A 25,948-nucleotide genomic window follows, 5' to 3' on the forward strand; every position below is an offset into this window, starting at 1 on the left:
ATCATTCCTCTGCTCCGCGAATTAAACCTCGCTTTCGTGGAATCACTCCTAACTTCCGTGGAATCCATCACCTACCTTTCGCACAGCAGGATTCACCCAGCTCAATATAAAAAAGTGATTCCGATTGACGGAATCACTTTTTGTATTTATGGAGTAGTCATGGTATTACGTTCATTAACAGCATTGTTGTTTCTTTCAACACCGTTTACACCATTTGCATTAGGAACGTTATCATAGCCATTTGAGCCATTTACATCCGCATTTGATCCTGGTGTAGTCGCTTCAGGCATTACAGTGTTTTCATTTACTGTGCCTTCGTTTACTCTACCTTCGTTCACAGTGCCACGAGTGTTGTTGTTTACGTTGCGATCATAGACATCATGGTTCTTATTTGGATCTACAACATCTTCAACATCGTTAACACCTTTTCGAACGTCGTTCTTCACATTTTCCATTGGGGTTTCATTAGCCGCATTGTTACCCCAGTTACAACCTCCAAGGAATACTGTAGCAAGAATGATGGTTAAAAATGACATTTTCCACATATTAAAAAACCTCCTTTCTTGAGTACTATGTCATCAAATACAACTTGTGCATTTGTGATCCTACATAGATTGCCCGGGAAAGGAGGGAACTATCCGATTTTTTGTACAAAAACTATTTTTGTTTTTCTTTTAGCAACTGCTCAATATAAGCTGCTTCTGCTTTACAATTATAAGAATAGTTTGTACCTAACTCTTTTTGTAAAGCATCAATTGTTTCAATCTGTTTAGCGGTTGGTTCTTCATTTAAAATTTTTGCAATTACTTCATCGATTTTTTTTGCCATTTCTTCATGGAATTCAGTACTCATCAAAACATCGGCTGGGATTTTTTCGATCCAAGCGGCATTTTCCTGAAAATAAGACTGCCAGCTAGCAATGAAGTCTTCCATAGAAAAGCGCTCTTCTTCCCAACCAATACTTGCTAAGTATGATTCGAAAGATGTTGAAATCGAACGCGTAATGCTAATTTTAACACCTGAAGACAATTCCTTATACATCTATATAATCCTCCTACTTTTTAAAAAACCTAAAATCTCATGTATTTCAATACAATTCCATCGTATTATTAAAACTATACTAATATCTGTCAAAAAAAATTGACAATAAGAACACTATTCGACAAGATTATTTTATAACTTTTAGCCTATAATTGCAAATTAAGGCTGTTTTGGTTGTTCTGGCCCTATTGCAAATAAAATATCTGCCTCACAAACAAGCTCGCCATCAACAGTCGCAATTCCGTGTCCTTTACCCATAGAACCGCGCAATTTAATGAATTCCACTTCTAATCGAAGCTGATCGCCTGGTACTACTTGACGCTTAAAGCGTGCATTATCAATGCCCGTTAAAAACACTAAACGTCCTTGATATTGCTCAGATTTTAATAAAGCTACACCACCAACTTGTGCTAATGCTTCAACAATTAGAACACCTGGCATAACTGGATATCCTGGAAAATGTCCATTAAAGAAATCCTCATTAATTGATACATTTTTGAAACCTACCGCACGCTTGCCTTCCTCTAATTCCACAATACGATCTACGAATAAAAAAGGATAACGGTGTGGTAAAATTGCTTGAATTTGTTCTGCTGTTAACATTTCTTTTCCCCCTCTTAAGTATGTAAGTTGGCTTTTTACATAAAATACGTACTAAACCTCCAATTCCGAATCCTCTCCATTTAGCAAGCAACGAGCCAGCTCGGACAACAGAATGAAGGTCTCAAATACAATTCGCCTTTGTTCTAATCCAAAAGCGCGCGCATTTGATATACAGATTGCAGTATTAAACCTTTTTATGTGATAACACAAAGTATGGTAAAGAATATTATTATTCTTTACCATTCATTATGTCAAATATATGCCGCCATGTTTCTAAATTAAAGACATCCATTGCTTTTCCTTGACCAATCACACTGTAGCCGACCATCGTACCTAAAATAGCGGCAACAATGATTAAAACAATAACAAGTACAACACGTAACCAAATCGGAATCAGCCGTATTTGCACCCATCGAACCTCGCGTTGCTCTCCATTTGAGCGACGTCCCTTCTCTTCTGGTGGCGTATCGGTTTTTTGTGTCGGCACAGAACGTCGACGTGAATCGTTTGTCATAGATATTGTACCCCTTCATTACTTACTCAAACGTAACTTATCTTATGCCATTAATTAGCCCTAGCATTTGGTCAGCTAGTGTTACGGCTCTTGCATTAAATTGATAAGCACGTTGTGTTTCAATTAAATCTGTCATTTCCTTCGACAAGTTTACATTCGATAATTCGAGTGTACCATTTTGCATGCCGATTTGCTGACGATTTGCGCCTTGTAAATCTGTTACAACTTCAGCTTGTGTAAATCCTAGCTCTGCTAAGTTATTTGGTAAGCCTAAATATGTGCCAGATACATGCTCCATTAGCTGTGGCTTTTGGAATTCTGTTACAGCTAAATCCGTACGAATAATATCTCCATTTGGATATGTTGCTTCTAACGAGCCTCCATCGCGAACAGCGAATCCTTTTACGTTATCAGGTAATGTTATAGGCTGTCCATTTGCATCAGCTACTGGATAGCCATCTGTATTAACAAGCATTACCGTCCCATTATTTAAAGGTGATAAATAAAAGTCACCTTGACGAGTATACACTGTTTTTGTACCATTTTCACCATCTGGCATTAAAATGTTGAAATATTGTTTTGGCTTTGTAAAAGCAAAATCAAGGTCACGATCTGTTGTTTGAAGGGAACCTTGCTTATGATTTGTTTGAACTTGGCCAAGCATTGCGCCAGAGCCATAGCGTATACCTACTGGTGATTGGCGCACAGTAGGGTCCTGTTTATCAGTATTAAATTGCTGATACATTAGTTCATTGAAAGTAGCTTGCTGTGTCTTATAGCCATGCGTACCACTATTAGCGATGTTATTACTAATTGTATCTAGTTTATTTTGCAATTGGCCCATTGTATTCGTTGCCGTAATCATTGTTCGTAGCATGGGAAAACGCCTCCTGTTCGCTTATTATAGTTTGCCGATTTCGTTAACAGCCTTTTCCATACTTCGATCATAAGCCTGTAACACTTTTTGATTTGCTTCGAAAGCTCGATACGCTGTCATTAAGTCTGTCATTGTGCGACCAGAGTCTACGTTTGAGCGCTCTAAATAATTTTGACCTAATGTAAACGATACGCCATTCGCACCGTAAGCAGTAGGTAAAGCGTCTCCATTTTCTGTACGAATTAAGCCATTGTCTTGTTTAACTAGCATGTTCGGATTGGCAGCAAATGATACACCTACACGCGCTACTTGCTGGTTATTTACAAAAATTGTACCATCCTGATCAAGACGGAAATCATCATTTGGTAGCTGGATGCGTTGTCCACTGTCTGATAATACGTAAAGACCTTGCGCATTGACTAAATAGCCTTGACCATCTAATGTAAAATTCCCGTTACGTGTATAGGCTTCTCCACCGTCTGGATGTGCCAGACGGAAGAAAATTGAGCCAGTAACACCATCTTCATTTTGCGGTAAGTATCCATCAATAAGGGCCATATCTGTCGTTAAATCAGTGCTGTAGATTTGACCTTGTATGTAATTTGGCAATGTTTCTTGCATATAAATTCCTGTATTTAATGCACCAACTTGGCTCATATACTGCGAGCCGGATTGCTGATTGGCAGGTGCATTTGTTTTACCTACGCTCGACATTAGCATATCTGGAAATGAACGAATTGTAGATTGATCAGCTTTAAATCCAGGTGTACTTGCATTTGATAAGTTGTTTGTCAGTAATTCTGTTCGTCTTTGTTGTGCTATCATACCTGTTGCTACTGTATAAAACCCTTTGAACAAAGGAATCACCTCATTGTATTTTTATAGGGATGCTGGAACACGATCAATATTTTCTAGCATAATGCCAGTGCCAATTGCCACACAGTCCATTGGATATTCAGCAATAAAGACTGGTACTTTTAACTCTTCAATTAACAGTTGGTCCATACCGTGTAGCAATGCGCCACCACCAGTAATAATTACACCGCGATCAATAATATCAGCTGATAGCTCAGGCGGTGTTTTTTCCAACACGTTTTTAGCCGATTGTACGATCATTGCTACCGATTCATGTAATGCACGTTCAATTTCCTCAGAATGGATCGTAATTGTACGAGGTAAGCCTGTTACCATATCACGACCGCGAATATCCATTGAATCGCTACGTCCACCTTTGAAAACTGTGCCGATTGTCATTTTGATTGCTTCTGCTGTACGCTCACCAATTAGCAATTTATATTCCTTTTTAATATATTGCAAAATATCATTATCAAAAACGTCGCCCGCTACCTTAATAGACTCACTTGTTACAATGTCACCCATTGAAAGTACTGCAATATCTGTAGTTCCGCCACCGATATCAACTACCATATTGCCGCTTGGTTGGAAAATATCCATACCTGCACCGATTGCCGCAACTTTCGGCTCTTCCTCTAAATATACTTTTTTACCACCAGATTTTTCAGCGGCTTCGCGAATAGCTTTTTGCTCTACACTTGTAATATTTGTAGGACAGCAAATCAAGATACGTGGTTTAGATAAAAATCCTTTTAAATTTAATTTATTGATGAAATGTCTAAGCATCGCTTCAGTAACATCAAAATCTGCAATCACTCCATCGCGTAATGGCCGAATTGCAGTTATATTACCGGGCGTGCGACCCACCATTTGACGAGCTTCTTCTCCTACAGCTAAAACTTTGTTTGTCTTTTTATCTATTGCTACCACTGAAGGTTCATTAAGGACGATTCCTTTACCTTTTACGTGAATTAATACGTTCGCAGTTCCTAAGTCAATGCCTATATCCTTCGAAAACATTTTAAATTTCTCCTTCCCGCCAGTTCAAACTACATAACGTTCCTATTGTCTATTTATCTAGAATATTTTATCACACCCCATTGGTAATTTCACCTAAATTTAGTTATTCCGCTTGTTTTCCTACAATTATATGTACACAAGTAGCAAAGTACAAAAAAAGAACGAATCATTATTGACTCGCTCTTTCTTTCCACTTGTTTTTCGTTGCCTCTCCTCCACGAATATGACGTACGGCTTTATGGTAGGCGAGAATCTCTTTCACTTGATCAGCTAATCCTTCATGAATTGTTGGTAATCGCTCTGTTAAATCTTTATGCACCGTACTTTTTGAGTAACCTGTCATTTTCGCGAGGACACGCACAGTTTCACGCGTCTCAATCAATAATTCACCGAGGCGTATGCAGCGCTTCCGAATGTGCTCGTGCACGTTCTTCGTCCTTTCCACACAATTTCACAAAATGGCTTTGGCATCAGATGCACGTCTGCGCATTTCTTCACCTTATGTGAGGACAAAGCTATTCAGAACACGTTTGGCACTTTCTCGTTAAAATGCTGATTTTTTTAAAATGCTAGTAATTTTTTAGGATTGATATATTTCCCGTTTTCTAGTACTTCAAAATGCATATGAACGCCAGCTGCTTGATTCCACTCATTGTCAGTCGCTTTTCCAAGTGCCTGACCTTGTGTAACTTCATCGCCTTCTTTTACGACAATATCCTTCACAGAGCTGTAATGTGTTTGCATACCATTTGCATGCTCTAGAACGATTTTATTGCCTGTGAATGCATCTAGTTTTACTTCTAGTACTTTACCACTCAACGCAGCAACTACTTCAAATTCCTCTCCATTCATAGAAAGAGAAATGCCTGATGAAGTTGTAAAAGTTTGATTGAATACCATTAAAGCATTCTCACGTGACTCTTCATTGGCTTCTAACTCATAAAATTCCTGTGAAACTTGTACTTTACTAAAGTCAGCTTCTTTGAATGGATACTTCATGTTTTCTGTTCGTGCATTTGTTTCAACTACTGGACCTGGGTCTACCTGTGCTAAATCTGGTAATGGCGCCTCTTCTTTTGATACGAGACTATTGTAACCAAATAACAAACCTGCTAACACTAACGCACCCCCACCGTATACTACCGGCCAAAACCAAGGTTTTTTCTGCAATTGTCCTTTTTCATTTTGAGAAGTTTTACTATTTTTATCCTCTCTCATTTTCATCACCTCTAGTTGCAGTGTGAACAACTAGAAGCTATTTTAAACATGCATCTATTTTTTTTATCTCAACTTCTTGATAATAATAGTGTAAAATTTCTGAGGCGGTCTTTCCTTCACCTGCCATCGCATTTGCACCATACTGACTCATACCAACTCCGTGACCATATCCCTTCGTTGCTACTTGAACTTTTCCAGTATCTCTACTATATGAAATCTTAAAATCTGTTGACGGTAATTGTAAGAGTGTTCTAACCTCTCTACCTGACCAGACGTTTTTCCCCATCTGTAACCGTTCAACACGTCCTGAATCATTAAGGAACAATTGTATACGGCCAAAGTCTGTCGCCTGCCATTTAACCGGCCACAAGGCATTCCATTCGGCTAGCGTCCATTGTTCTATTGTTGCAAACTTTGGAGATGCTTGATCGGACATACTCGTAACGCTTTGTAAATATGGTAAGTCATTACCGCTGTAGCCATAAGCACTTTCCGTTTTCCCATTACTCGTTGAATGAAACATTGCTGTTATTAATTCATTATCATATAGAAGTACTTGTCCTTGTGTTTCTGTAATGGCTTCGACAATTTTCTTTTCATTTCCCGGGAAATTGCTAGTCCAATTTGCTTTTCTTTGTTCCTTATTATAGTAAACTTGCCTTGCAACTGTAGGTGCAATGGTATTCTTGCCGTAATTTGTCGTTTTCAGAGCATATGTCCTTGCTGCAATTGCTTGTGCTTTTAAAGCTTCTTTATTAAAAGAAACGGGCATTTCTGCAGCAACTACACCCACTATATACGTTTCTAAAGGAATTTTTTCCTGTTGTCCCTCCACTTCTATGAATATTTCACAGGCTTTTTCCGTCGTTTGTGGAGAATTGTTAAAATTGTCTTCCGTTCGTCTCTCACTGAATGCTAAAGGAAGCATATATAATGCGCCAATTAAACAAATAACACCAATACTCATTATCCATTTTTTCATATGGAATAATATGCGAGAACTCTTTAATATATGAGCGTTCTACTAAACGTAAAAGACTTATTATCTTGTTTTGAAGAGTAGATTTTGATTTAACAACAAAAAATCTCTTTGCTTATTATAAGCAAAGAGATTTCAATATCATTAGTTTGTTGGTAATTCCAATGAAGCTTTTTCCTTTTGTACAACTTCCATCGTTGTTACACGTTCAATATTAGCGCCAAGTGACGCTAATTTCCCATGAAAGTCTACATAACCACGATCTAAATGGTGAAGCTTTGTAACTCTCGTAATACCCTCTGACACAAGACCAGCTAAAATTAGTGCAGCGGCAGCTCGTAAATCTGTTGCCATAACCTCAGCTCCCTGTAGGTCTACTGGCCCTTCGATAAAGACAGAGCGGCCTTCAATTTTTGCTCCTGCATTCATGCGACGAAACTCTTCTACGTGCATAAAACGGTTTTCAAAAACAGTTTCAGTAATAATACTCGTACCTTCAGCAGTTAACATTAAGGCCATCATTTGTGATTGCATATCCGTTGGGAATCCTGGATGCGGCATTGTTTTAATATCCACGGCTTTTAATGTTTGCGGTACATGTACGCGTATACCTTCATCTAGCTCTGTAATTTCAACGCCCATTTCTCGCATTTTAGCTATTAAAGCCGTCATATGCTCTGGCACAGCGTTTTCTATCGTTACATCACCTTTTGTTATCGCTGCGGCTACCATAAATGTACCTGCCTCAATACGGTCTGGAATAATATGATGTTCTATTCCATATAATGTGTCAACGCCTTCTATACGAATCGTATTCGTACCTGCACCGATAACACGCCCACCCATACTATTAATGAAGTTAGCAAGATCTACAATTTCTGGTTCTTTTGCTGCATTTTCAATGACAGTCGTTCCTTTTGCTAAAGATGCAGCCGTCATAATATTTTCTGTAGCTCCAACACTTGGGAAATCCAAATACACATTCGCACCTTGTAAACGACCCTCTACCTTCGCTTCCACATATCCGTGCCCAAATGAAATTTTTGCGCCCATTGCCTCAAAGCCTTTTAAATGTAATTCTATTGGTCGTGAACCGATTGCACAACCACCAGGTAAAGCTACACGTGCAAAGCCATTTCGAGCAAGTAAAGAACCCATCACTAAAATAGATGCACGCATTTTACTCACAAATTCAAATTGAGCTTCACTTGAAAGATCCTTTGTTGCGTCTATATATACTATATTGTCTTCTGGTATATATGTAACATCAGCGTTTAGACTTTTAAGTACTTCATTTATGGTATAAACATCTGCTAAGTTAGGGACTTCTTTAATTACATTTTCTCCTTTTGAAGCAAGTAAAGCTGCTGCCAGGATTGGTAACACTGCATTTTTTGCGCCCTCTACACGAACTTTTCCCTGTAGCTTTTGGCCGCCAGTCACTATAATTTTATCCACCCTACGTCCCTCCGAATTCAATCTCTTAACCTATCGAAAATTTATTTTAAAAAAAGATGTATAATGTCATAATCAGTAAACAAACAACTTTATAGTACAACTTTTCACACGCTCGTTCAAGCGTCCAAATCACTATTTTAATGCATTTATTGATATTTTGCTATTTATTTATTGTACGCATTATTTTTTTTTTTGTGAATGACCAATAACACGGAAAAAAATGTAATTCTCTTATACATAACGAAAGTTCGTGACTAAAATATATCCGTTTATATGGATTGTTAAACCTCTTTTGTACATATTTCAAAGGACCACATAAGTTATCTTATGGAGCCCTTCGAAATATGTACCTATAAAATTATGCTTCCGTCTACATATTATGTTAACTTCGCTAAATTTAAAATAAGTACGGAAGTTTTCCAGACCAACCTGAAATTTGAAGAAAGAAATTAGAAACTGCTGTGCCTATCGCAATGCTTAGCAAAATATAAATCAACTGTATTTGAAAAACTTTATTTTTCTTAAATAGTTTTTCTAGCATGAAGGCCTGCAAAGCGTAAAATGTGATAGCAATAAAAAATAGATGCGATAGAATCCCCATTAAAGCTTCTTGCCCTACTGCTTCATAAATTTCCACATCGTGTTCCTCCATTTAAAAAACGGGCAGATATTGAATCTGCCCGTTAAAAATTGAATTAGATATTACCCTCATGAACGTTGATACGATTCAACGCACGTTTTAATGCTAGGTCAGCACGTTTGAAATCAATGTTATCTTGTTTGCTTTGAATTCGTCCTTCAGCGCGTTTAACGGCTTCTTTAGCACGTTGAACATCGATGTTTTCAGCAATTTCAGCAGAAGGTGCTAAAATTGAGATCTTTTCTGGACGAACTTCAATGAAACCACCGCTTACAGCTACAACTTCTGTTGAACCGTCTTCTTTTTTCAGCTTCACTGCACCAATTGCAAGTGGAGCAACCATTGGAATATGGCCAGCAAGAACACCGATCTCACCTGAAGTTGTTTTCGCGATTACCATTGATACTTCAGAATCGTATACTGGGCCGTCGGGAGTGACAATATTGACTGTAACTGTCTTCATATTTTTTCCTCCTCGTCCCTAGTATTAAACCTCTACGCCCATGCTTTTCGCTTTTTCAACTACTTCTTCAATAGATCCAACTAAACGGAAAGCATCTTCTGGTAGGTGATCGTGTTTACCATCAAGGATTTCCTTGAATGAACGAACCGTTTCTTTAACAGGAACGTAAGAACCTTTTTGACCAGTGAATTGTTCCGCAACGTGGAAGTTTTGAGATAAGAAGAATTGAATACGACGAGCACGTTCAACTGTTTGTTTATCTTCATCAGATAACTCATCCATACCTAAGATAGCAATGATATCTTGTAATTCACGGTAACGTTGGATTGTACGTTGTACGCCAGTTGCTACTGCGTAGTGCTCAGCGCCTACGATTTCTGGTGATAATGCACGAGAAGTCGAAGCTAATGGGTCAACCGCAGGGTAGATACCCATTTCAGATAATTTACGCTCAAGGTTAGTAGTTGCATCTAAGTGGGCGAAAGTTGTAGCTGGAGCCGGGTCAGTATAGTCATCGGCTGGTACATAGATCGCTTGAATAGAAGTTACAGATCCTTTGTTAGTAGATGTGATACGTTCTTGTAATTTACCCATTTCAGTTGCAAGTGTTGGTTGGTAACCTACCGCAGAAGGCATACGACCTAATAGGGCAGAAACCTCAGAACCTGCTTGTGTGAAACGGAAGATATTGTCGATGAATAAAAGTACGTCTGCACCTTGCTCATCACGGAAGTATTCTGCCATTGTAAGACCAGTTAAAGCTACACGCATACGTGCACCTGGTGGCTCGTTCATTTGACCGAATACCATCGCTGTTTGCTTGATAACGCCTGAATCGCTCATCTCGAAGAATAAGTCGTTCCCTTCACGAGTACGCTCACCTACACCAGCGAATACAGAGATACCTGAGTGCTCTTGTGCAATGTTATTGATTAATTCTTGGATTAATACAGTTTTACCTACACCGGCACCACCGAATAGACCGATTTTACCACCTTTGATGTATGGTGCTAATAAGTCTACTACTTTGATACCTGTTTCAAGGATTTCAACTGAAGTTGAAAGCTCATCGAAAGTTGGTGCTTCGCGGTGAATTGAATCACGACGAGCATCAGCTGGAATTTCTTCACCTAAGTCGATTACTTCTCCTAATACGTTGAATACACGACCAAGAGTCACTTCACCAACTGGTACTGAGATAGCTTTTCCTGAGTCTGTTACTTCTGCTCCACGTTGTAAGCCATCAGTAGATGACATTGCAATTGTACGAACAGAATCATCACCTAAATGAAGTGCAACTTCTAATGCAAGAGTTGTTGGTTCTTCATTAGGACGTTCAATCTTAACTGTTAATGAGTTATAGATTGCTGGTAATTGGCCATTGTTGAATTTTACGTCAACAACCGGACCCATTACTTGAATAACATGTCCTTTATTCATTACTGTGTACCCTCCTATCGTATTCTTATACGACATTGGTGAGCTGAAGCCTATTCTAAGGCTGCAGCCCCACCAACGATTTCTGTAATTTCTTGTGTAATTGCTGCTTGACGTGCACGGTTATATTGCAATGAAAGATCTCCGATAAGATCAGATGCGTTATCAGTTGCATTTTTCATAGCAGTCATACGAGAAGCATGTTCACTTGCTTTTCCGTCTAATAATGCGCCGTAAACTAGGCTTTCCGCATATTGTGGAAGTAATACTTCAAGAATTGCTTCACCAGATGGTTCGAATTCATAAGAAGCTTTACTGCTTACAGTTGCAATATCAGTTAATGGAAGAAGTTTTTTCTCTGTCACTTCATTAGCGATAGCGCTAACAAAGTGATTGTAGTACATATAAAGTTCATCATACGTACCGTCAATGAACATACCAACAGCATTACGAGCGATTTCTTTAATATCAGCGAATGTTGGTTGGTCAGGAAGAGCAACTACACTGCTAATAACATTATGATCACGTTTCACAAAGTAATCACGAACAACACGACCTACTGCTAAAATCACGTATTCGTCTTTTGATTTATGACGCTCGTTGATTGTACGTTGCACTTGACGAAGGATACTTGAGTTGTAAGCACCTGCAAGACCACGGTCAGAACCAATGACTAAGTAAGCTGTTTTCTTAACAGGACGTGCAGTTAACATTGGATGTCCACTGTCTTTTGTACCTGAAGCGATAGCGCCTACTACGTCCTGAATTTTTTCCATGTAAGGAACGTAAGCTTTAGCATTTTGCTCTGCACGACGTAACTTTGAAGAAGAAACCATCTGCATCGCTTTCGTAATTTGTTTCGTACTCTTTGTTGAATTAATACGACCTTTTATTTCGCGTAAGTTTACCACTGGTATTTCACCACCTTTTGTTTTTTAATCAAGCGACTATTTTTCTTGCTTATTCTGATTTAGCGAAAGTTTTTTTGAATGCAGTTAAAGCTGCTACGTATTCCGCGTCAGGAGCAAGTTCTTTAGTAGTACGAACATGATCTAAAACGTTTGTGTGGTTTGTATCTAACCAGCTTAAGAATTCAGATTCAAAACGAACGATATCTTGAACTGGAATATCATCTAAATGACCTTTAGTTAATGCATAAAGGATCGCAACTTGTTTTTCAACTTTAAGTGGTTTGTTTAGGTCTTGTTTAAGAACTTCAACCGTACGTTTACCACGCTCAAGTTTAGCAAGTGTGATTTTATCTAAATCTGAACCGAATTGAGCGAAAGATTCAAGCTCACGGAATGCAGCTAAGTCAAGACGTAGTGTACCCGCAACTTTTTTCATCGCTTTAATTTGAGCAGATCCACCTACACGTGATACAGAAAGACCGGCGTTAATCGCTGGACGTACACCTGAGTTGAATAAGTCAGATTGTAAGAAAATTTGTCCATCAGTGATTGAGATAACGTTAGTTGGGATGTATGCAGAGATATCCCCAGCTTGTGTCTCAACGAATGGAAGAGCTGTGATTGAACCATTTTGATATGTTTCATTTAACTTCGCAGCACGTTCTAATAAGCGGCTGTGTAAGTAGAAAACGTCACCAGGGTATGCTTCACGACCTGGAGGACGGCGAAGAAGAAGTGAAAGTTCACGGTAAGCTGATGCTTGTTTAGAAAGATCATCATACACGATTAATACGTGTTTACCTTGTAACATGAATTCCTCTGCCATAGATACACCAGCGAATGGTGCTAAGAATAATAATGGAGCTGGTTGAGAAGCTGAAGCTGTCACAACGATTGTGTAATCTAAAGCGCCATGTTTACGGAAAGTTTCTACTACACCACGTACAGTAGATTCTTTTTGACCAATTGCAACATAGATACAGATCATGTTTTGGTCATTTTGGTTAAGGATTGTATCGATTGCTACAGATGTTTTACCAACTTGGCGGTCACCAATGATTAATTCACGTTGACCACGACCGATTGGTACAAGTGCGTCAATCGCTTTGATACCAGTTTGTAGTGGTTCGTGTACTGATTTACGAGCCATTACACCGAAAGCTGGGCTTTCGATTGGACGAGATTTAGTTGTGTTGATTGGACCTTGTCCATCCACTGGTTGACCTAGTGGGTTTACAACACGGCCAATTAGTTCTTCACCAACTGGTACTTCCATAATACGACCTGTACGACGAACTTCATCGCCTTCTTTGATGTCTGTGTATGGACCTAAAATAACGATACCAACGTTACCTTCTTCTAGGTTTTGAGCCATACCCATAACACCGTTAGAGAACTCTAGAAGCTCTCCAGCCATGGCGTTGTCGAGGCCATGAGCAAGAGCGATACCGTCACCAATACGGATAACTGTACCAACTTCGCTTACTTTAAGTTCAGATTCATAATTCTCAATCTGTTGTTTAATCAGACTGCTGATTTCTTCAGCCTTGATGCCCATGTATGTCACCTCTCACATTTCTAAATTATTAACCGATTAATTCACGTTTTAGACGCTCAAGCTTGTTCACTACTGAGCTATCATAAATATGGTTACCGATTTGAACACGAATACCACCTAATAATGAAGGATCGATTTCGTTTGTAATGTTTAACGATTGTTTCCCAACAAGTTTACTGAATGCTGCAGAAATTTTAGCGCTTTCTTCAGCAGAAAGTTCACGAGTTGAGAATACAGTTGCATCTGCAGAACCTTGTGCCTGTGCAGCAAGCTCAGCATATGCATTAGCAATTAGCTTCACTTCGTTTACACGTTTCTTCTCAACAAGTAGTTGAACTGTGTGTAAAACTTCTGGCGTTGCACTTGCAAAGATTTCAGCTACCATTTGCTTCTTGCGTTCAATAGAGAACTTAGGCGCGTTTAAAAGTGTTAAAAAATCTGGAGATTCTGTAACAACTTTTGTTAACTCGTTTAAGTCTGCCCCAACTTCTGCAAGAATATTTTTTTGTTGCGCAATTTCAAATAGAGCTTGAGCGTAACGCTTTGCTACAGTTGAATTACTCATTGAGCTTCCCCTGCCTTCGCAATCGTCTCTTCAATTAGAGCACGGTTGTCTGCCTCAGAAATCTCTTTGCTAAGGACTTTAGATGCTGCAAGTACAGATAATGAAACGACTTCATCACGTACAGCTGCGATAGCCTTTTCTTTTTCAGACTCGATTTCACGTAAAGCCGATTCTTTTAAGCGGTTAGCTTCATTGCGAGCTGCTGTAAGAATTTCTTCTTTTTGCATTTCGCCTTGCTTCTTAGCACCCTCAACAATCGATTGTGCTTCCGTACGAGCTTCTTTAAGAAGACTTTTTTGTTCTTCTAAAAATTTGTGCGAATCTTTGCGAGCTTTTTCAGCTGCTTCGATCTCACTAGCTACTAATTCTTCACGTTGTTGCATAATGCCCATTAATGGACCCCAAGCGAACTTTTTAAGTAGAAGCATTAATACTAAGAAGATGACTAATGTTGAGATGACATCTCCACCATTGAATCCTCCACCTGCACCTAGTACAAGATTGTCTAAAAACACGATTGTTTCACTCCCTTCAAGAGCTTTAACTTCAACATATTAGTTTGTAATACTTAAAAACTTACCTATTTTAAAAAGCTATATTTGCACATAGCTTTTATCTGTTCCAAAATGAAGGGCGAAGTTTCATCTGGTGAATCCTGCTTCGCCACTAGTAAAATTCAGTATACAACTGAATTATTTGTTCATTACGATGAATGCTACTACTACTGCGATGATCGGTAATGCTTCAACTAATGCAACCCCGATGAACATAGTAGTTTGAAGAACGCCACGAGCTTCTGGTTGGCGAGCGATACCTTCAACTGTTTTTGATACGATAAGACCGTTACCAATACCTGCACCAAGTGCACCTAAACCGATTGCGATTGCTGCTGCTAATAAACCTAATGAACCTGTCATTTTAAAATTTCCTCCTTGGAATTGTTTGTTTTTTTGGTTCAAGCATAAATTTTATGCTTTATATTAATGGTCATCGCTCACTTTATGAGCCATGTAAACCATTGTTAACATTGTGAAGATAAAGGCTTGGATAAAGCCGATGAAAATAGAGAAACCTTGCCATGCCATCATAGGAACAATTGCACCTACGAACCCGATCGGACCTGATATTGCTAAACTTGCGATTAATGCAAGTAAAATTTCACCTGCATAAATGTTACCGTAAAGACGCAGACCTAATGTTAAAGTGTTCGCAAACTCTTCAATAATTTTTAGCGGGAACATAAATGACATTGGTTTGAAGAATGTACCAACATAATGGCCTGTACCCTTCATTTTGATACCATAGTATTGAGATAATACTAAAATCATTGTTGCAAGAGTCATTGTAACCGTTGGGTCAGCTGTTGGTGATTTCCACCAAAGTTGATGGTCATAGACGATAGAGAATGGAAGACCTAATAAGTTAGATACTGCGATAAACATAATAAGTGTGATACCTAGAATGTGGAATCGTCCACCAGTTTTCCAGTCCATGTTGCTTTTGATGATATTCTTTACGAAATCCATAATCCATTCCATAAAGTTTTGCATACCAGTCGGTTTTAACTTTAAGTTTCTAGTAGAGATAACAGCGATTAAAAATACGACTATTGCTGCAACTAGTAACATCATAACTGTAGATAAGTTAAATGTTAAAAAACCTATGGTTACTAACGGAGCTTCATGATTCATTGTTATTTTTCACCTCTCTTTCTAATAAAGCACAATTAGTGGTTCCTTACATGAGATACAATTCTCTCGACAAAGAGAACTACGTACGGAATCATTAGCCCTATGACCGTGCTAATCAAGTGAAAATAGTTTGGCAACGAAATGGCTATAGCGACTGCCGCTACACCTGATCCAAAACGCAGTGCTGTACCAAGTGAACCTATTTTCTTCCCTTCACTAATGGAACGATCAAACTTCTCCATACGGCGAACTAAAATCCAAAAATTATACGTACCAAAAAATGCACCGATTGCGATGCCCGCAAAAACTGTTTGAAAGGACGTAAAGCCCCAGCCTAATGCGCAAAGTGCGAGCAAAAAAAATAACGCTCTCTTCTGCACAGCAAAAATGTGATGCAAATCTAGCATTGGTTTGTAGTCTCCTGAATCATTTTTTCGAGTAAAGAAAACGTTTGCTTACCACTTTGTGAAATCAGAAAAGAGCAGTGAAAAACACTACTCACAGCGGAATAGTAATGGGAGAGTCATTTGAATGAAATTACAGGTGTAAATTCCTAATAATGCCTTACACCCCTTACTGATTCGGTGTTAAACCGAAACGCACAAAACGTTGCAAATCGACAGTGATGGTTTGAACTGTCAATTTAGTAGAAACTTGATATAACAAGTGTTTCAACGTCTATCAACGATTAGAAACCCTTATCATTCTTACCCTTTGTAAGCATACAATAGGTGATATTTGAAGTCAATTAGTAAAGGAGAAAAACTTCACAGCTACTATACTCTTGTCAAATTGTTGACAAATTTGTGTATGAACTTTCATAGATTACAATTTTTTTTTTGGAATAATGCAAAAAAAAGCTAATTTACGACAGAAATTTGCTCGTAAATTAGCTACACATTAAATTTTAGTTCTTTTTACTTATTTTTAAAATTAAAAATGGTGTATTACTTGCTTTTTTGCAAAAAATTCAAGAGAGCTTCTACGATACGCTGTGAAGCATGACCATCTCCATAAGGATTTGAGGCTTTTGCCATTGCTTCATACGCCTCTTTATCCTCTAGCAATTCTTTTGCAAGAGAATAAATTGTTTCCTCTTCTGTTCCTGCTAGTTTCAAAGTTCCAGCAGCAATTCCTTCCGGACGCTCTGTCGTATCACGAAGTACAAGAACTGGCTTTCCTAATGATGGCGCTTCTTCTTGAACACCACCAGAGTCAGTTAAGATCATGTACGAATTCGCAGCGAAGTTATGGAAATCAAAAACTTCAAGAGGTTCAATTAAATGCACGCGATCATTATCGCCTAATATTTCAATGGCAATTTCTCGCACAGCCGGGTTCATATGCACAGGGTAGACAACTTGAACATCTTCGTGCTCCGCTAACAATCGAGTAATTGCTCGGAACATATGACGCATCGGCTCGCCTAGATTTTCACGACGATGTGCTGTTAATAGTATCATTCGATCGTTTGCTATTTTTTCTAACACAGGATGTGTATAATGCTCACTCACCGTTGTAGCTAATGCATCAATAGCTGTATTGCCTGTGACAAAAATAGTATCTGCGTTTTTATTTTCATCTAAAAGATTTTTCTTTGATACTTCTGTTGGGGCAAAGTGCAAATCAGCCATGACACCTGTCAGCTGACGATTCATTTCCTCTGGGTAAGGTGAATACTTATTCCATGTTCGAAGACCTGCTTCAACATGACCAATGGCAATTTGATTATAAAACGCTGCTAAGCTTGCAATGAATGTTGTAGCAGTATCACCATGCACTAAGACAATATCAGGTTGCGCTTCTTTCATGACTTTATCTAAACCTTGTAATGCATTCGTTGTCACATCAATTAGAGTTTGACGATCCTTCATTATATTTAAATCGTAGTCTGGTGTAATTTTAAATGTTTCTAATACTTGGTCAAGCATTTGGCGATGTTGTGCTGTTACAGTCACGATTGATTCCACTTGCTCGGGATGTTTTTGCAATTCCAATACAAGCGGGGCCATTTTTATCGCCTCTGGTCTCGTACCGAAAATCGTCATCACTTTCCATTTTTTCGTCAAAACGATTTGCACCGTCCTTTGGTTGTATTGTATATCAAGTGCAATGGTCCACATTCATTACTAAGAAGAGAGACTTAATTGCCTAAACATACTATGAAACGTCCTTCAATAATGAAGGACGCTTTCAAATGCTATAAAGTTGCTATAGGAAAAACGTTATCGCTCTTTAAGCAATAACTCCACTTTTTATTTCGTACCGAATAAGCGGTCTCCAGCATCACCTAGACCTGGAACAATGTAACCATGGTCATTTAACTTTTCGTCAAGTGCAGCAATATAGATGTCCACATCTGGATGTTCATCTTGAATTACTTTTACACCCTCTGGCGCAGCAATTAAACACATAAATTTAATGCTTTTCGCACCGCGTTTTTTCAGTGAATTGATAGCTTCCACTGCTGAACCACCCGTAGCAAGCATTGGGTCTACAATAATGAAATCGCGTTCTTCCACATCTGCTGGAAGTTTTGCATAGTACTCAACAGGTTTTAATGTTTCAGGGTCACGATAAAGACCAATATGACCAACTTTCGCAGCTGGAATTAGTTTTAATACGCCGTCAACCATGCCGATGCCTGCACGTAAAATCGGTACAATTGCAAGTTTTTTCCCAGAAAGAACTTTTGTTTTCGCGATTGTTACTGGTGTTTCAATTTCAATTTCTTCTACAGGCATTTCTCGCGTAATTTCGAATGCCATTAATGTTGCGACCTCATCAACTAGCTCACGAAATTCTTTAGTTCCTGTATTTTTATCACGAATATAAGTTAACTTGTGTTGGATTAGTGGATGATCAAATACGTATACTTTGCTCAAAGGGGTTCTCTCCTAACCGTTCGGATTTCATTTTTATCTCAACTAGTATAACAGAAAACAGGAGTTGTCTCAAAAATAAATTCGAGATATCCCCTTTTCCAGAGTGTTTGCTACATGTAGAAGCAAATTATACATCAAGTATAGAATCAAGTTGCTCAATCGCCATCGGTTTATAATAGAAGTAACCTTGTCCGACTTTACAACCAAGCGCACGTAATATCTCTACCTGTTCCTCATTTTCGATTCCCTCTGCAACAGATGTCATACCTAAATTTAATGCAAGCTGAATGATTGATCGGACAATTGCTAATGTTGCTGCATCATTTATATCATTTATAAAGCTACGATCAATTTTCAACTCAGTGAACGGTAATCTTTGTAAATAACTAAGTGAAGAAAAACCTGTTCCAAAATCATCCACCGATGTTTTAAAGCCATAGCTCTTTAATTCTTGAATAATGGCGAATGCAGTTTGAAAATCAACTAAGCCAATATTTTCTGTTACCTCTAAAATAATATTACTTGGATTAATCATATATTTTTCAACTAATTGCCGGATATCCTTAACAAAATGAGGGTAGTAAAAGTGATCAGGCGATATATTAACCGCAACCTCCACTAACTTCTTCCCCAATTGTTGACGCTCCGCTAGCCAAGCGAGAACAATTTCTAAAATTTGTATGTCGATTTCACGAACCTTCCCTGCATTTTCGGCAACTGGTATAAACATCGCTGGTGATACAAAGCCGAGAACCGGTGAATGCCAACGAGCTAGCGCTTCAATACTTTGAATTTCACCTGTTCGTAAATCTACTTTTGGTTGTAGATTTACAGAAATCTCTTTGTTTTTAAGCGCTTGTGATAAATGATTTAAAACAGTCATCTGTTGCTCTAGTAAATCATTGCGTTCCTTCGTAAATATCTCCATATGCGTTCCTGGTTTGTTGGCAGCATAAGATAAAGCATTATCTGCAAATCTGATTGCATCTGCAATTTTAATATCTTTATCAAAGGAAGATATGCCAGTTTTTAAAGTAATATAAATATGCTTACCATTTATAATAAACGGCTGGCGTGTTAATTCTTTTATGCGAACCTCATAATCGTTTAAGTCTTCATTGGGTGTCACTTGTGAAATAATAAGACTAGAACTTGTGAATCTAGCAATATACTCATTCAAATCCTTCTTTTGTTCTTGAAGACGTCTAGCAATTTGTCTTAATAATTCATCCCCCGCTTCTCGGCCATATAATTCAACGACTTGATGAAATTCACTTGGTTTTATGATTTTAATAAAACCTATTCGCCCTCGTTGTTCTTCCTTTTCTATCTTATTTAAAAAGCTATGTCGATTTGGCAAGCCAGTCGTAATATCTTTATAAGCTAAATCCCATATTTTTTTCTGTGTTTTCGCATACGAATACGCTAATGCAACGAGCGCTCCAATTTTCTGAAACACATTGTTAAAAAACACACTTTCACCCGGATATTGAGAAAAAATTGCAAAAAGTCCGATCGCTTGTTGCTTTTGATTGCGAATAGGTACAAACCATCCCGAGTGATTATTTGTTAGACTAGCAAAGTTTTTAAATTCTATTGGAATAGCAACCTCTTCTAGTTTATTTGCTATTATCGGTGTTTCCTGTTGCATCACCTTTCTATAGAAGTCATTCATCTCGAAAAGCTGAGGTACATGTTGGTGAGCACTATTAGAAGTAAAAACTTGCAAATAATTTGAATCTATTTTGATAAGAACCGAGCTAAACACATATGGCATGAAAAATTGATCTATTTTGCTACAAATAGTGTCCATTTTTTTATAAAATGGATAGTCCTTTTCAATTGCCTCATAAACGGTTTTCTCTAATTCCGCTATAAAATCTTCAGTATGATAATACGTAATATCCTTCACGATTATTAACACAAATAATGTTTCATTATCATTATTTTGAAAAGGAAGGGTTTGCATTTCTGCCCAAAATGGTGGCTGTTCGAAGCGATGATGGTGCAACTTTTCTGTCACCATTGCTCCACTATGTATGTTCTCTTTTATTTTTTCAAGCATTGTCGTCGGTAACTCACTTGAAAGCATCGCAAAATAATCTGTTTCTAAAATCTGTGAACGTATTGCATTTGTAAGCGTGCAAAAAGAATTATTACATTCCACTATGAAATTAGTTTTAGCATCCAAAATAACATAGCTTTCTTTAGATTGTTCACCTAAGTTACGAATTGTAGTTAATAAAATATTTTTTTGTACGTCCATAGATTTAGTAACCATCCAACCCCTCCCGTCTATATCCATCAATTCTACCCCTTTATATTGTACATAAAAATTCAATAAATTGTCACTTTTATAAAAAACATTCCTTCTTTGGGACATCAATTGTCCTTATTCAATATAATATAACCTTTCATCTTATATTTATGTAAAAAAATACAAAAATAAGATAAATTTATTTTTTTGTTAGCAAAAAAAATAGTTTTGCAGTTTAATCTATCAATTACACTTCCGTATTTTTTCGTGCTTGCTCGAAAATCTTCTTTCGGCTTCATTTCATAGCTTTCTATAGTAGTGAACCAAAAATTGGGCTAAATCAAATTAAAAACTAAAGGCTGTGCCTAAAGTGAACAACACACTTAAGACACAGCCTATAATTAAACAATACTAATTATGCGTATAATGGATGTTTATCAGTTAAAACTTTAACACGATCTTTTGCATCTGCTTTTACCGCTTCATCTTCTGGGTTTTTAAGTACAGCTGCGATAATAGCGCCTACTTCTTTCATGTCTTCTTCTTTAAAGCCACGTGATGTAACTGCAGGTGTACCAATACGAATACCAGAAGTAACAAATGGAGATTCTGTATCGTAAGGAATTGTATTTTTGTTAGTTGTAATTCCTACTTCATCAAGCGCGTGCTCTGCTACTTTACCAGTTAAGCCAAGAGATTTTACGTTTAAAAGTAATAAGTGATTATCCGTACCGTTAGATACGATTTCTACACCCTCTTCGATTAACACTTCTGCTAAAGCACGTGCATTTGCTTTAATTTGTTTTGCGTAGTCTTTGAAATCAGGTTGTAAAGCTTCGCCAAATGCTACAGCTTTTGCAGCGATAACATGCATTAATGGTCCACCTTGGATACCTGGGAAGACAGATTTATTTAATTTTTGCTCCCATTCTTTTGACGCAAGAATTAAACCACCACGTGGTCCACGTAATGTTTTATGTGTTGTAGATGTAACAAAATCAGCGTAAGGAACTGGTGATTGGTGCTCTCCAGCAGCTACTAGCCCAGCGATGTGCGCCATATCCACCATAAAGTAAGCTCCTACTTCGTCTGCGATTTCACGGAATTTTGAGAAGTCAATTTCACGTGGGTATGCAGATGCACCAGCTACAATTAGTTTTGGTTTGTGTGCTAACGCTTTTTGACGAACGTCTTCATAGTCGATTACATGTGTATCTTCTGTTACACCATACTCTACGAAATTATAAAGGATACCTGAGAAGTTTACAGGAGAACCATGTGTTAAGTGACCACCATGTGAAAGGTTCATTCCTAGAACTGTGTCACCTGGTTGTAAAATTGTATGGTATACAGCCATGTTTGCTTGTGCACCAGAGTGCGGTTGTACGTTAGCATATTCTGCACCGAAAAGTTCTTTCACACGATCACGTGCAATATCTTCTACTACGTCTACGTGTTCACAGCCACCATAGTAACGTTTTCCAGGATAACCTTCAGCATATTTGTTAGTAAGAACTGAACCTTGTGCTTCCATTACTGCTTCAGATACAAAGTTTTCAGATGCAATTAACTCGATATTCGCTTGTTGACGTTTTTTCTCAGCTAAAATCCCATCTAATACTGCTTTGTCTTGTACTGCTAATTTTTCGTATGCCATGTTTGAAAAAGCCTCCTAAGTATAATCGTTATTTACATGTACCTCTGACAACAGAAGTAGTGTTATTTATATACAGCACGTTCGCCACCAATTAGTTTTGGACGTGTTGTTGCTACTGTGACAACTGCTTCTCCTACTGATCGCACTGATGTACGAACTGGAACAGCTACTTCTTTTAAATGCATACCAATTAACGTTTGGCCTATATCAATACCTGCATGTGCACGTATTGCCTCTACAACTACCGGGCTTTCCAATTTTGTATAAGCATACGCTGACATCGATCCACCCGCAGTGCGAACAGGAATAACAGCCACAGGTTCATAGCCCAACTGTTCTGCAACTGAAGCTTCCATCGTAATAGCTCGATTTATATGCTCACAGCCTTGGAATGCTAAAAATAATTGATGTTTCTTTGCAAATGCCTGCAATGGCGCAAAAATTGCTTCTGCTGTTTCAAGTGCACCTGCTGTGCCAATTTTCTGACCAATCACTTCAGACGTAGAGCAACCTACGACAAAAATAGTCTTTGGTCGCAGTACTACTTGCTCTTCGAATTCACTGAGTAACTGAGTCAATTGCGTTTGTATTTGTTGCACAACCATTAAGCTCAGCCCCTTATTTTGATGTCTTCTATTTACGTTAGGCGTCAAGCTAAGGTAAAAGTGACAGTGCAAGACTGTCACCACCTATTTGTTTTTGCGTTAACGGCTGAAGACGTTCTTGTATTACTGTTCTAATTCAGCGATTTTTTCTACGCGGCGTGTATGACGCCCGCCTTCAAAATCAGTTTCAAGCCATGTTTGCGCGATTTCACGTGCTAGGCCTGGACCAATTACGCGCTCACCCATCGCTAAAATATTTGAATCATTATGGCAACGTGTTGCCTTTGCACTAAATACATCATGCACTAATGCACAACGAATGCCTTTTACTTTGTTCGCAGCGATGGACATGCCAATCCCTGTGCCACAAATTAAAATGCCTTTATCAAATTCCCCGTTAGCAACACCTTCAGAAACTGGCTTTGCATAATCAGGATAGTCTACTGAATCCGCAGATTGTGGACCAAAATCTTCGTAGCTAATATTAAGCTCATCTAACAGTTGCATAATCTCACGACGTAAATTATTGCCTCCGTGATCAGAAGAAATTGCTATTCTCACTGGGTTCCCTCATTTCGAAATATAGTCAACATTAGTTTACCACTTCTCTTTCAAGAATAACATGATTTTTGTTGCAATTTTATGCTGATTTCTCCTAAAAGACGAACATTTCTTGTATTTAGATTGAAAAACGTTCATTTTTAAGTACTATTTCTGTGGATAATGTGAATATCCTGTTAATAAATTCGGATAATGGTCTTTTGTTGTAATATTCCCTCTTCTGAAGTTTTTCTACCTTTTCAACTACAGTGGACATACTATTTCAATATTTTTTCATTTGTTCCTGTTAATAACGTTCAAGCTTCCTGTCAACGAGTATTTGGTCAATCCATAGAAAAAACTGTGGACAAGCTCTTTTTTAAGGCTGTCCACAGTCTGTCATTTACATGTATTATTTAAATGCTTTTTCTTACTATGCTTCTCTATCAAATTGTAGAATCATTTTATGCAACGCTTCGGATTGTTTTTTCAAGTCTTGTGCAAGTTGTTCTACTTGTTCAATTGCATGTGCTTGCTCTTCTGTTGCACTGCTCACTTCTTGTGCACCAGCCGATGTTTCTTGAGCAATGGCTGCTACTTCTTGTGATTGTCGAGCAGTTGTTTCAATATTGTGCATTTGTTTTTCAATTAATGAAGAAATCTCTACAATCGCGTTTGCCATTTCATGGACACTTGATGACATCCCTTCAACCGCAGTCGTAGTTTCAGAAACACGCGCTGCCTCTTTAGTCGCAAATGATACTTGTTGATTCATTTGTTTCACAACAACTTCAACATTATGTTGCATTGATTGAATAAGAGTCGTAATTCCTTGTACAGCCTTTGCACTTTCATCGGCCAAGCCACGAACCTCTTCTGCCACAACCGCAAAGCCTTTGCCATGTTCTCCTGCACGGGCAGCTTCGATAGATGCATTTAATGCTAGTAAATTTGTTTGTGCCGCAATATCACCTACTAAACTAATGATACGCTCAACTTGTCCAGCATTGTCTTCTAATGTACGAATACTTTCTAGTGCTTCGTTGTTGCCAGCTGCAATTTGTTGAATGCTATTGACTAACGTTTCAATCGCTTTTGTTGTATTAGTTAAATTATGTAAAATCTCTTTCGATTGTACTGCTGACTGTTCCGCTCTAGTATTCACTTCTGTTGCTAATGTGCGCACATCTTCAATCGCCTCTGCTGTATCTTGTACTGCTGTAGCTGAAGCTTCTGCTCCTGCGGAAATATGTTTTACCGTCACCGCAATACCGTCTGCTTTCTTTGTCGCAACAGCGGTTTCATCGGATAACTTGATAATCGATTGATTTGTTTGTTGAAAGTTTTGATCGATACTTTCTACCATGTGGCGTAAATTTAACACCATTTGTTGGAATGCAACTGCCACTGAACGAATCTCATCATTCGTTTTTGGCATCACTACATCCTCTCCAATTTTTCCTTCTGCAACGCGTGTAGCAGAGTATTCAAGTCGCTGTAACGGCTTGATTAAAATAACGCTGAAAATTGCCGCTAAAATACCTGACCATATAATCCCTAATAAATAAGTAATCACTTCAAATAGCTTACGATTAATTTCCGGGAAAAAAGTAGGTTGTATAAATTCAATGAATACAAAGCTGATACTATACGTGATCAGTGCAAGAATACTTACAAATAATACTAGTTTAAGTCGTAAGCCAAACTGTTTTTTCATAGTGCCCCTCAATTCTTCTCAAGTATTTTAACTAACTGTTCTACTAATTTCTCTAGTTCTGTAAATGTTTCTTCATAAATAGCTTTATTTCCGCCGTAAGGGTCTACAACATTCTCTAAACTTCCTTCGTTCGCATATTCTTTCAGTGTAAAAACTTTTTTTTCTGTGTTCGGGTAGTAAGCGATAATAGTATCTCTGTGCGCTGTCGTCATTGTTAAAATTAAATCGGCCCACTCTATTTCAGCCATAGATAATTGTATTGCTGAATGTTGATGTGTCATATTCGCTTCATTTAAAACTTGCTGCGCATGTGCTGACATTTCAGCGTTCGGCATTGCATAAATACCAGCAGAACGAACCTGAACATTGTTGATTTGCTTATGCTTTAAAATAACCTCTGCCATCGGACTGCGACAAGTATTTCCGGTACAAACAAATAATATATTCACACTTATCA

29 protein-coding genes are annotated in these 25,948 nt (G+C 38.1%); all 29 read right to left on the reverse strand.

Annotated features, from left to right (window positions below; all coding sequences use genetic code 11):
- Nucleotides 1-146: 146 nt before the first annotated feature.
- Nucleotides 147-545 (reverse strand): hypothetical protein, encoded by a 399-nt coding sequence (locus ACIP9G_RS10620; RefSeq protein ID WP_401019204.1) that lies wholly within the window; start codon nucleotides 543-545, stop codon nucleotides 147-149.
- A 112-nt stretch (nucleotides 546-657) separates the two neighbouring features.
- Nucleotides 658-1,041, reverse strand: coding sequence for a hypothetical protein (locus tag ACIP9G_RS10625; RefSeq protein WP_340820964.1), 384 nt, complete (start codon nucleotides 1,039-1,041; stop codon nucleotides 658-660).
- A 159-nt stretch (nucleotides 1,042-1,200) separates the two neighbouring features.
- Nucleotides 1,201-1,644: a 3-hydroxyacyl-ACP dehydratase FabZ gene (fabZ, locus tag ACIP9G_RS10630; protein ID WP_340820965.1), complete on the reverse strand. Its 444-nt coding sequence runs from the start codon at nucleotides 1,642-1,644 to the stop codon at nucleotides 1,201-1,203.
- Between the two features lie 229 nt (nucleotides 1,645-1,873).
- Entirely contained in the window at nucleotides 1,874-2,158 is a 285-nt protein-coding gene (locus ACIP9G_RS10635) for a DNA-directed RNA polymerase subunit beta (protein ID WP_340820966.1), read from the reverse strand.
- Nucleotides 2,159-2,195: 37 nt separating this feature from the next.
- Nucleotides 2,196-3,035 carry a flagellar hook-basal body protein gene (locus ACIP9G_RS10640; protein WP_340820967.1) on the reverse strand — a complete coding sequence of 280 codons (840 nt, stop codon included), beginning with the start codon at nucleotides 3,033-3,035 and terminating at the stop codon, nucleotides 2,196-2,198.
- A 24-nt stretch (nucleotides 3,036-3,059) separates the two neighbouring features.
- Complete coding sequence (locus ACIP9G_RS10645; RefSeq protein ID WP_340820968.1) at nucleotides 3,060-3,893, reverse strand: flagellar hook-basal body protein; 834 nt, start codon at nucleotides 3,891-3,893, stop codon at nucleotides 3,060-3,062.
- 21 nt (nucleotides 3,894-3,914) lie between these two features.
- Entirely contained in the window at nucleotides 3,915-4,910 is a 996-nt protein-coding gene (gene mreB, locus ACIP9G_RS10650; RefSeq protein WP_340820969.1) for a rod shape-determining protein, read from the reverse strand.
- 169 nt (nucleotides 4,911-5,079) lie between these two features.
- Nucleotides 5,080-5,337, reverse strand: a complete 258-nt coding sequence (locus ACIP9G_RS10655) for a sporulation transcriptional regulator SpoIIID (protein ID WP_340820970.1) — start codon at nucleotides 5,335-5,337, stop codon at nucleotides 5,080-5,082.
- Between the two features lie 134 nt (nucleotides 5,338-5,471).
- Nucleotides 5,472-6,128, reverse strand: a complete 657-nt coding sequence (locus ACIP9G_RS10660; protein ID WP_340820971.1) for a peptidoglycan DD-metalloendopeptidase family protein — start codon at nucleotides 6,126-6,128, stop codon at nucleotides 5,472-5,474.
- Nucleotides 6,129-6,165: 37 nt separating this feature from the next.
- Nucleotides 6,166-7,110, reverse strand: coding sequence for a stage II sporulation protein D (gene spoIID, locus ACIP9G_RS10665; protein ID WP_401019205.1), 945 nt, complete (start codon nucleotides 7,108-7,110; stop codon nucleotides 6,166-6,168).
- Nucleotides 7,111-7,251: 141 nt separating this feature from the next.
- On the reverse strand, nucleotides 7,252-8,565 hold the full coding sequence (gene murA / locus ACIP9G_RS10670) for a UDP-N-acetylglucosamine 1-carboxyvinyltransferase (protein WP_340820973.1): 1,314 nt from the start codon (nucleotides 8,563-8,565) through the stop codon (nucleotides 7,252-7,254).
- A 397-nt stretch (nucleotides 8,566-8,962) separates the two neighbouring features.
- On the reverse strand, nucleotides 8,963-9,202 hold the full coding sequence (locus tag ACIP9G_RS10675) for a DUF1146 family protein (protein ID WP_340820974.1): 240 nt from the start codon (nucleotides 9,200-9,202) through the stop codon (nucleotides 8,963-8,965).
- A gap of 58 nt (nucleotides 9,203-9,260) precedes the next feature.
- A complete protein-coding gene (locus ACIP9G_RS10680) occupies nucleotides 9,261-9,668 on the reverse strand; it encodes a F0F1 ATP synthase subunit epsilon (protein WP_340820975.1) in 408 nt (135 codons plus the stop codon).
- Nucleotides 9,669-9,692: 24 nt separating this feature from the next.
- Nucleotides 9,693-11,108, reverse strand: a complete 1,416-nt coding sequence (atpD, locus tag ACIP9G_RS10685) for a F0F1 ATP synthase subunit beta (RefSeq protein WP_340820976.1) — start codon at nucleotides 11,106-11,108, stop codon at nucleotides 9,693-9,695.
- Between the two features lie 50 nt (nucleotides 11,109-11,158).
- Entirely contained in the window at nucleotides 11,159-12,016 is an 858-nt protein-coding gene (gene atpG, locus ACIP9G_RS10690; protein WP_340820977.1) for an ATP synthase F1 subunit gamma, read from the reverse strand.
- Between the two features lie 49 nt (nucleotides 12,017-12,065).
- Nucleotides 12,066-13,574 carry a F0F1 ATP synthase subunit alpha gene (gene atpA, locus ACIP9G_RS10695; RefSeq protein ID WP_173478606.1) on the reverse strand — a complete coding sequence of 503 codons (1,509 nt, stop codon included), beginning with the start codon at nucleotides 13,572-13,574 and terminating at the stop codon, nucleotides 12,066-12,068.
- A gap of 28 nt (nucleotides 13,575-13,602) precedes the next feature.
- Nucleotides 13,603-14,139 carry a F0F1 ATP synthase subunit delta gene (locus ACIP9G_RS10700; protein WP_340820979.1) on the reverse strand — a complete coding sequence of 179 codons (537 nt, stop codon included), beginning with the start codon at nucleotides 14,137-14,139 and terminating at the stop codon, nucleotides 13,603-13,605.
- Nucleotides 14,136-14,654, reverse strand: coding sequence for a F0F1 ATP synthase subunit B (gene atpF / locus ACIP9G_RS10705; protein ID WP_340820980.1), 519 nt, complete (start codon nucleotides 14,652-14,654; stop codon nucleotides 14,136-14,138). Before atpF ends, ACIP9G_RS10700 begins: the two co-directional genes overlap by 4 nt.
- A gap of 177 nt (nucleotides 14,655-14,831) precedes the next feature.
- Nucleotides 14,832-15,056: a F0F1 ATP synthase subunit C gene (gene atpE / locus ACIP9G_RS10710; RefSeq protein WP_004269474.1), complete on the reverse strand. Its 225-nt coding sequence runs from the start codon at nucleotides 15,054-15,056 to the stop codon at nucleotides 14,832-14,834.
- Nucleotides 15,057-15,119: 63 nt separating this feature from the next.
- Nucleotides 15,120-15,830: a F0F1 ATP synthase subunit A gene (atpB, locus tag ACIP9G_RS10715; RefSeq protein ID WP_340820981.1), complete on the reverse strand. Its 711-nt coding sequence runs from the start codon at nucleotides 15,828-15,830 to the stop codon at nucleotides 15,120-15,122.
- Nucleotides 15,831-15,865: 35 nt separating this feature from the next.
- Nucleotides 15,866-16,237, reverse strand: a complete 372-nt coding sequence (locus ACIP9G_RS10720; RefSeq protein WP_139860289.1) for an ATP synthase subunit I — start codon at nucleotides 16,235-16,237, stop codon at nucleotides 15,866-15,868.
- Nucleotides 16,238-16,777: 540 nt separating this feature from the next.
- On the reverse strand, nucleotides 16,778-17,899 hold the full coding sequence (wecB, locus tag ACIP9G_RS10725; protein WP_401019206.1) for a non-hydrolyzing UDP-N-acetylglucosamine 2-epimerase: 1,122 nt from the start codon (nucleotides 17,897-17,899) through the stop codon (nucleotides 16,778-16,780).
- 186 nt (nucleotides 17,900-18,085) lie between these two features.
- Complete coding sequence (gene upp, locus ACIP9G_RS10730; protein WP_173478609.1) at nucleotides 18,086-18,715, reverse strand: uracil phosphoribosyltransferase; 630 nt, start codon at nucleotides 18,713-18,715, stop codon at nucleotides 18,086-18,088.
- A gap of 127 nt (nucleotides 18,716-18,842) precedes the next feature.
- Entirely contained in the window at nucleotides 18,843-20,996 is a 2,154-nt protein-coding gene (locus ACIP9G_RS10735; RefSeq protein ID WP_401019207.1) for an EAL domain-containing protein, read from the reverse strand.
- Between the two features lie 391 nt (nucleotides 20,997-21,387).
- Nucleotides 21,388-22,629 carry a serine hydroxymethyltransferase gene (glyA, locus tag ACIP9G_RS10740; RefSeq protein WP_401010746.1) on the reverse strand — a complete coding sequence of 414 codons (1,242 nt, stop codon included), beginning with the start codon at nucleotides 22,627-22,629 and terminating at the stop codon, nucleotides 21,388-21,390.
- 62 nt (nucleotides 22,630-22,691) lie between these two features.
- A complete protein-coding gene (locus ACIP9G_RS10745) occupies nucleotides 22,692-23,234 on the reverse strand; it encodes a TIGR01440 family protein (RefSeq protein ID WP_340820985.1) in 543 nt (180 codons plus the stop codon).
- 123 nt (nucleotides 23,235-23,357) lie between these two features.
- Complete coding sequence (gene rpiB, locus ACIP9G_RS10750) at nucleotides 23,358-23,795, reverse strand: ribose 5-phosphate isomerase B (RefSeq protein WP_173478613.1); 438 nt, start codon at nucleotides 23,793-23,795, stop codon at nucleotides 23,358-23,360.
- 412 nt (nucleotides 23,796-24,207) lie between these two features.
- Complete coding sequence (locus ACIP9G_RS10755) at nucleotides 24,208-25,491, reverse strand: methyl-accepting chemotaxis protein (RefSeq protein WP_340820986.1); 1,284 nt, start codon at nucleotides 25,489-25,491, stop codon at nucleotides 24,208-24,210.
- An 8-nt stretch (nucleotides 25,492-25,499) separates the two neighbouring features.
- Nucleotides 25,500-25,940: a low molecular weight protein arginine phosphatase gene (locus ACIP9G_RS10760; RefSeq protein ID WP_401019208.1), complete on the reverse strand. Its 441-nt coding sequence runs from the start codon at nucleotides 25,938-25,940 to the stop codon at nucleotides 25,500-25,502.
- Nucleotides 25,941-25,948: the final 8 nt, after the last annotated feature.

It is taken from the genome of Lysinibacillus sp. NPDC093197, from assembly GCF_044754025.1.
Classification (GTDB): Bacteria; Bacillota; Bacilli; order Bacillales_A; family Planococcaceae; genus Lysinibacillus.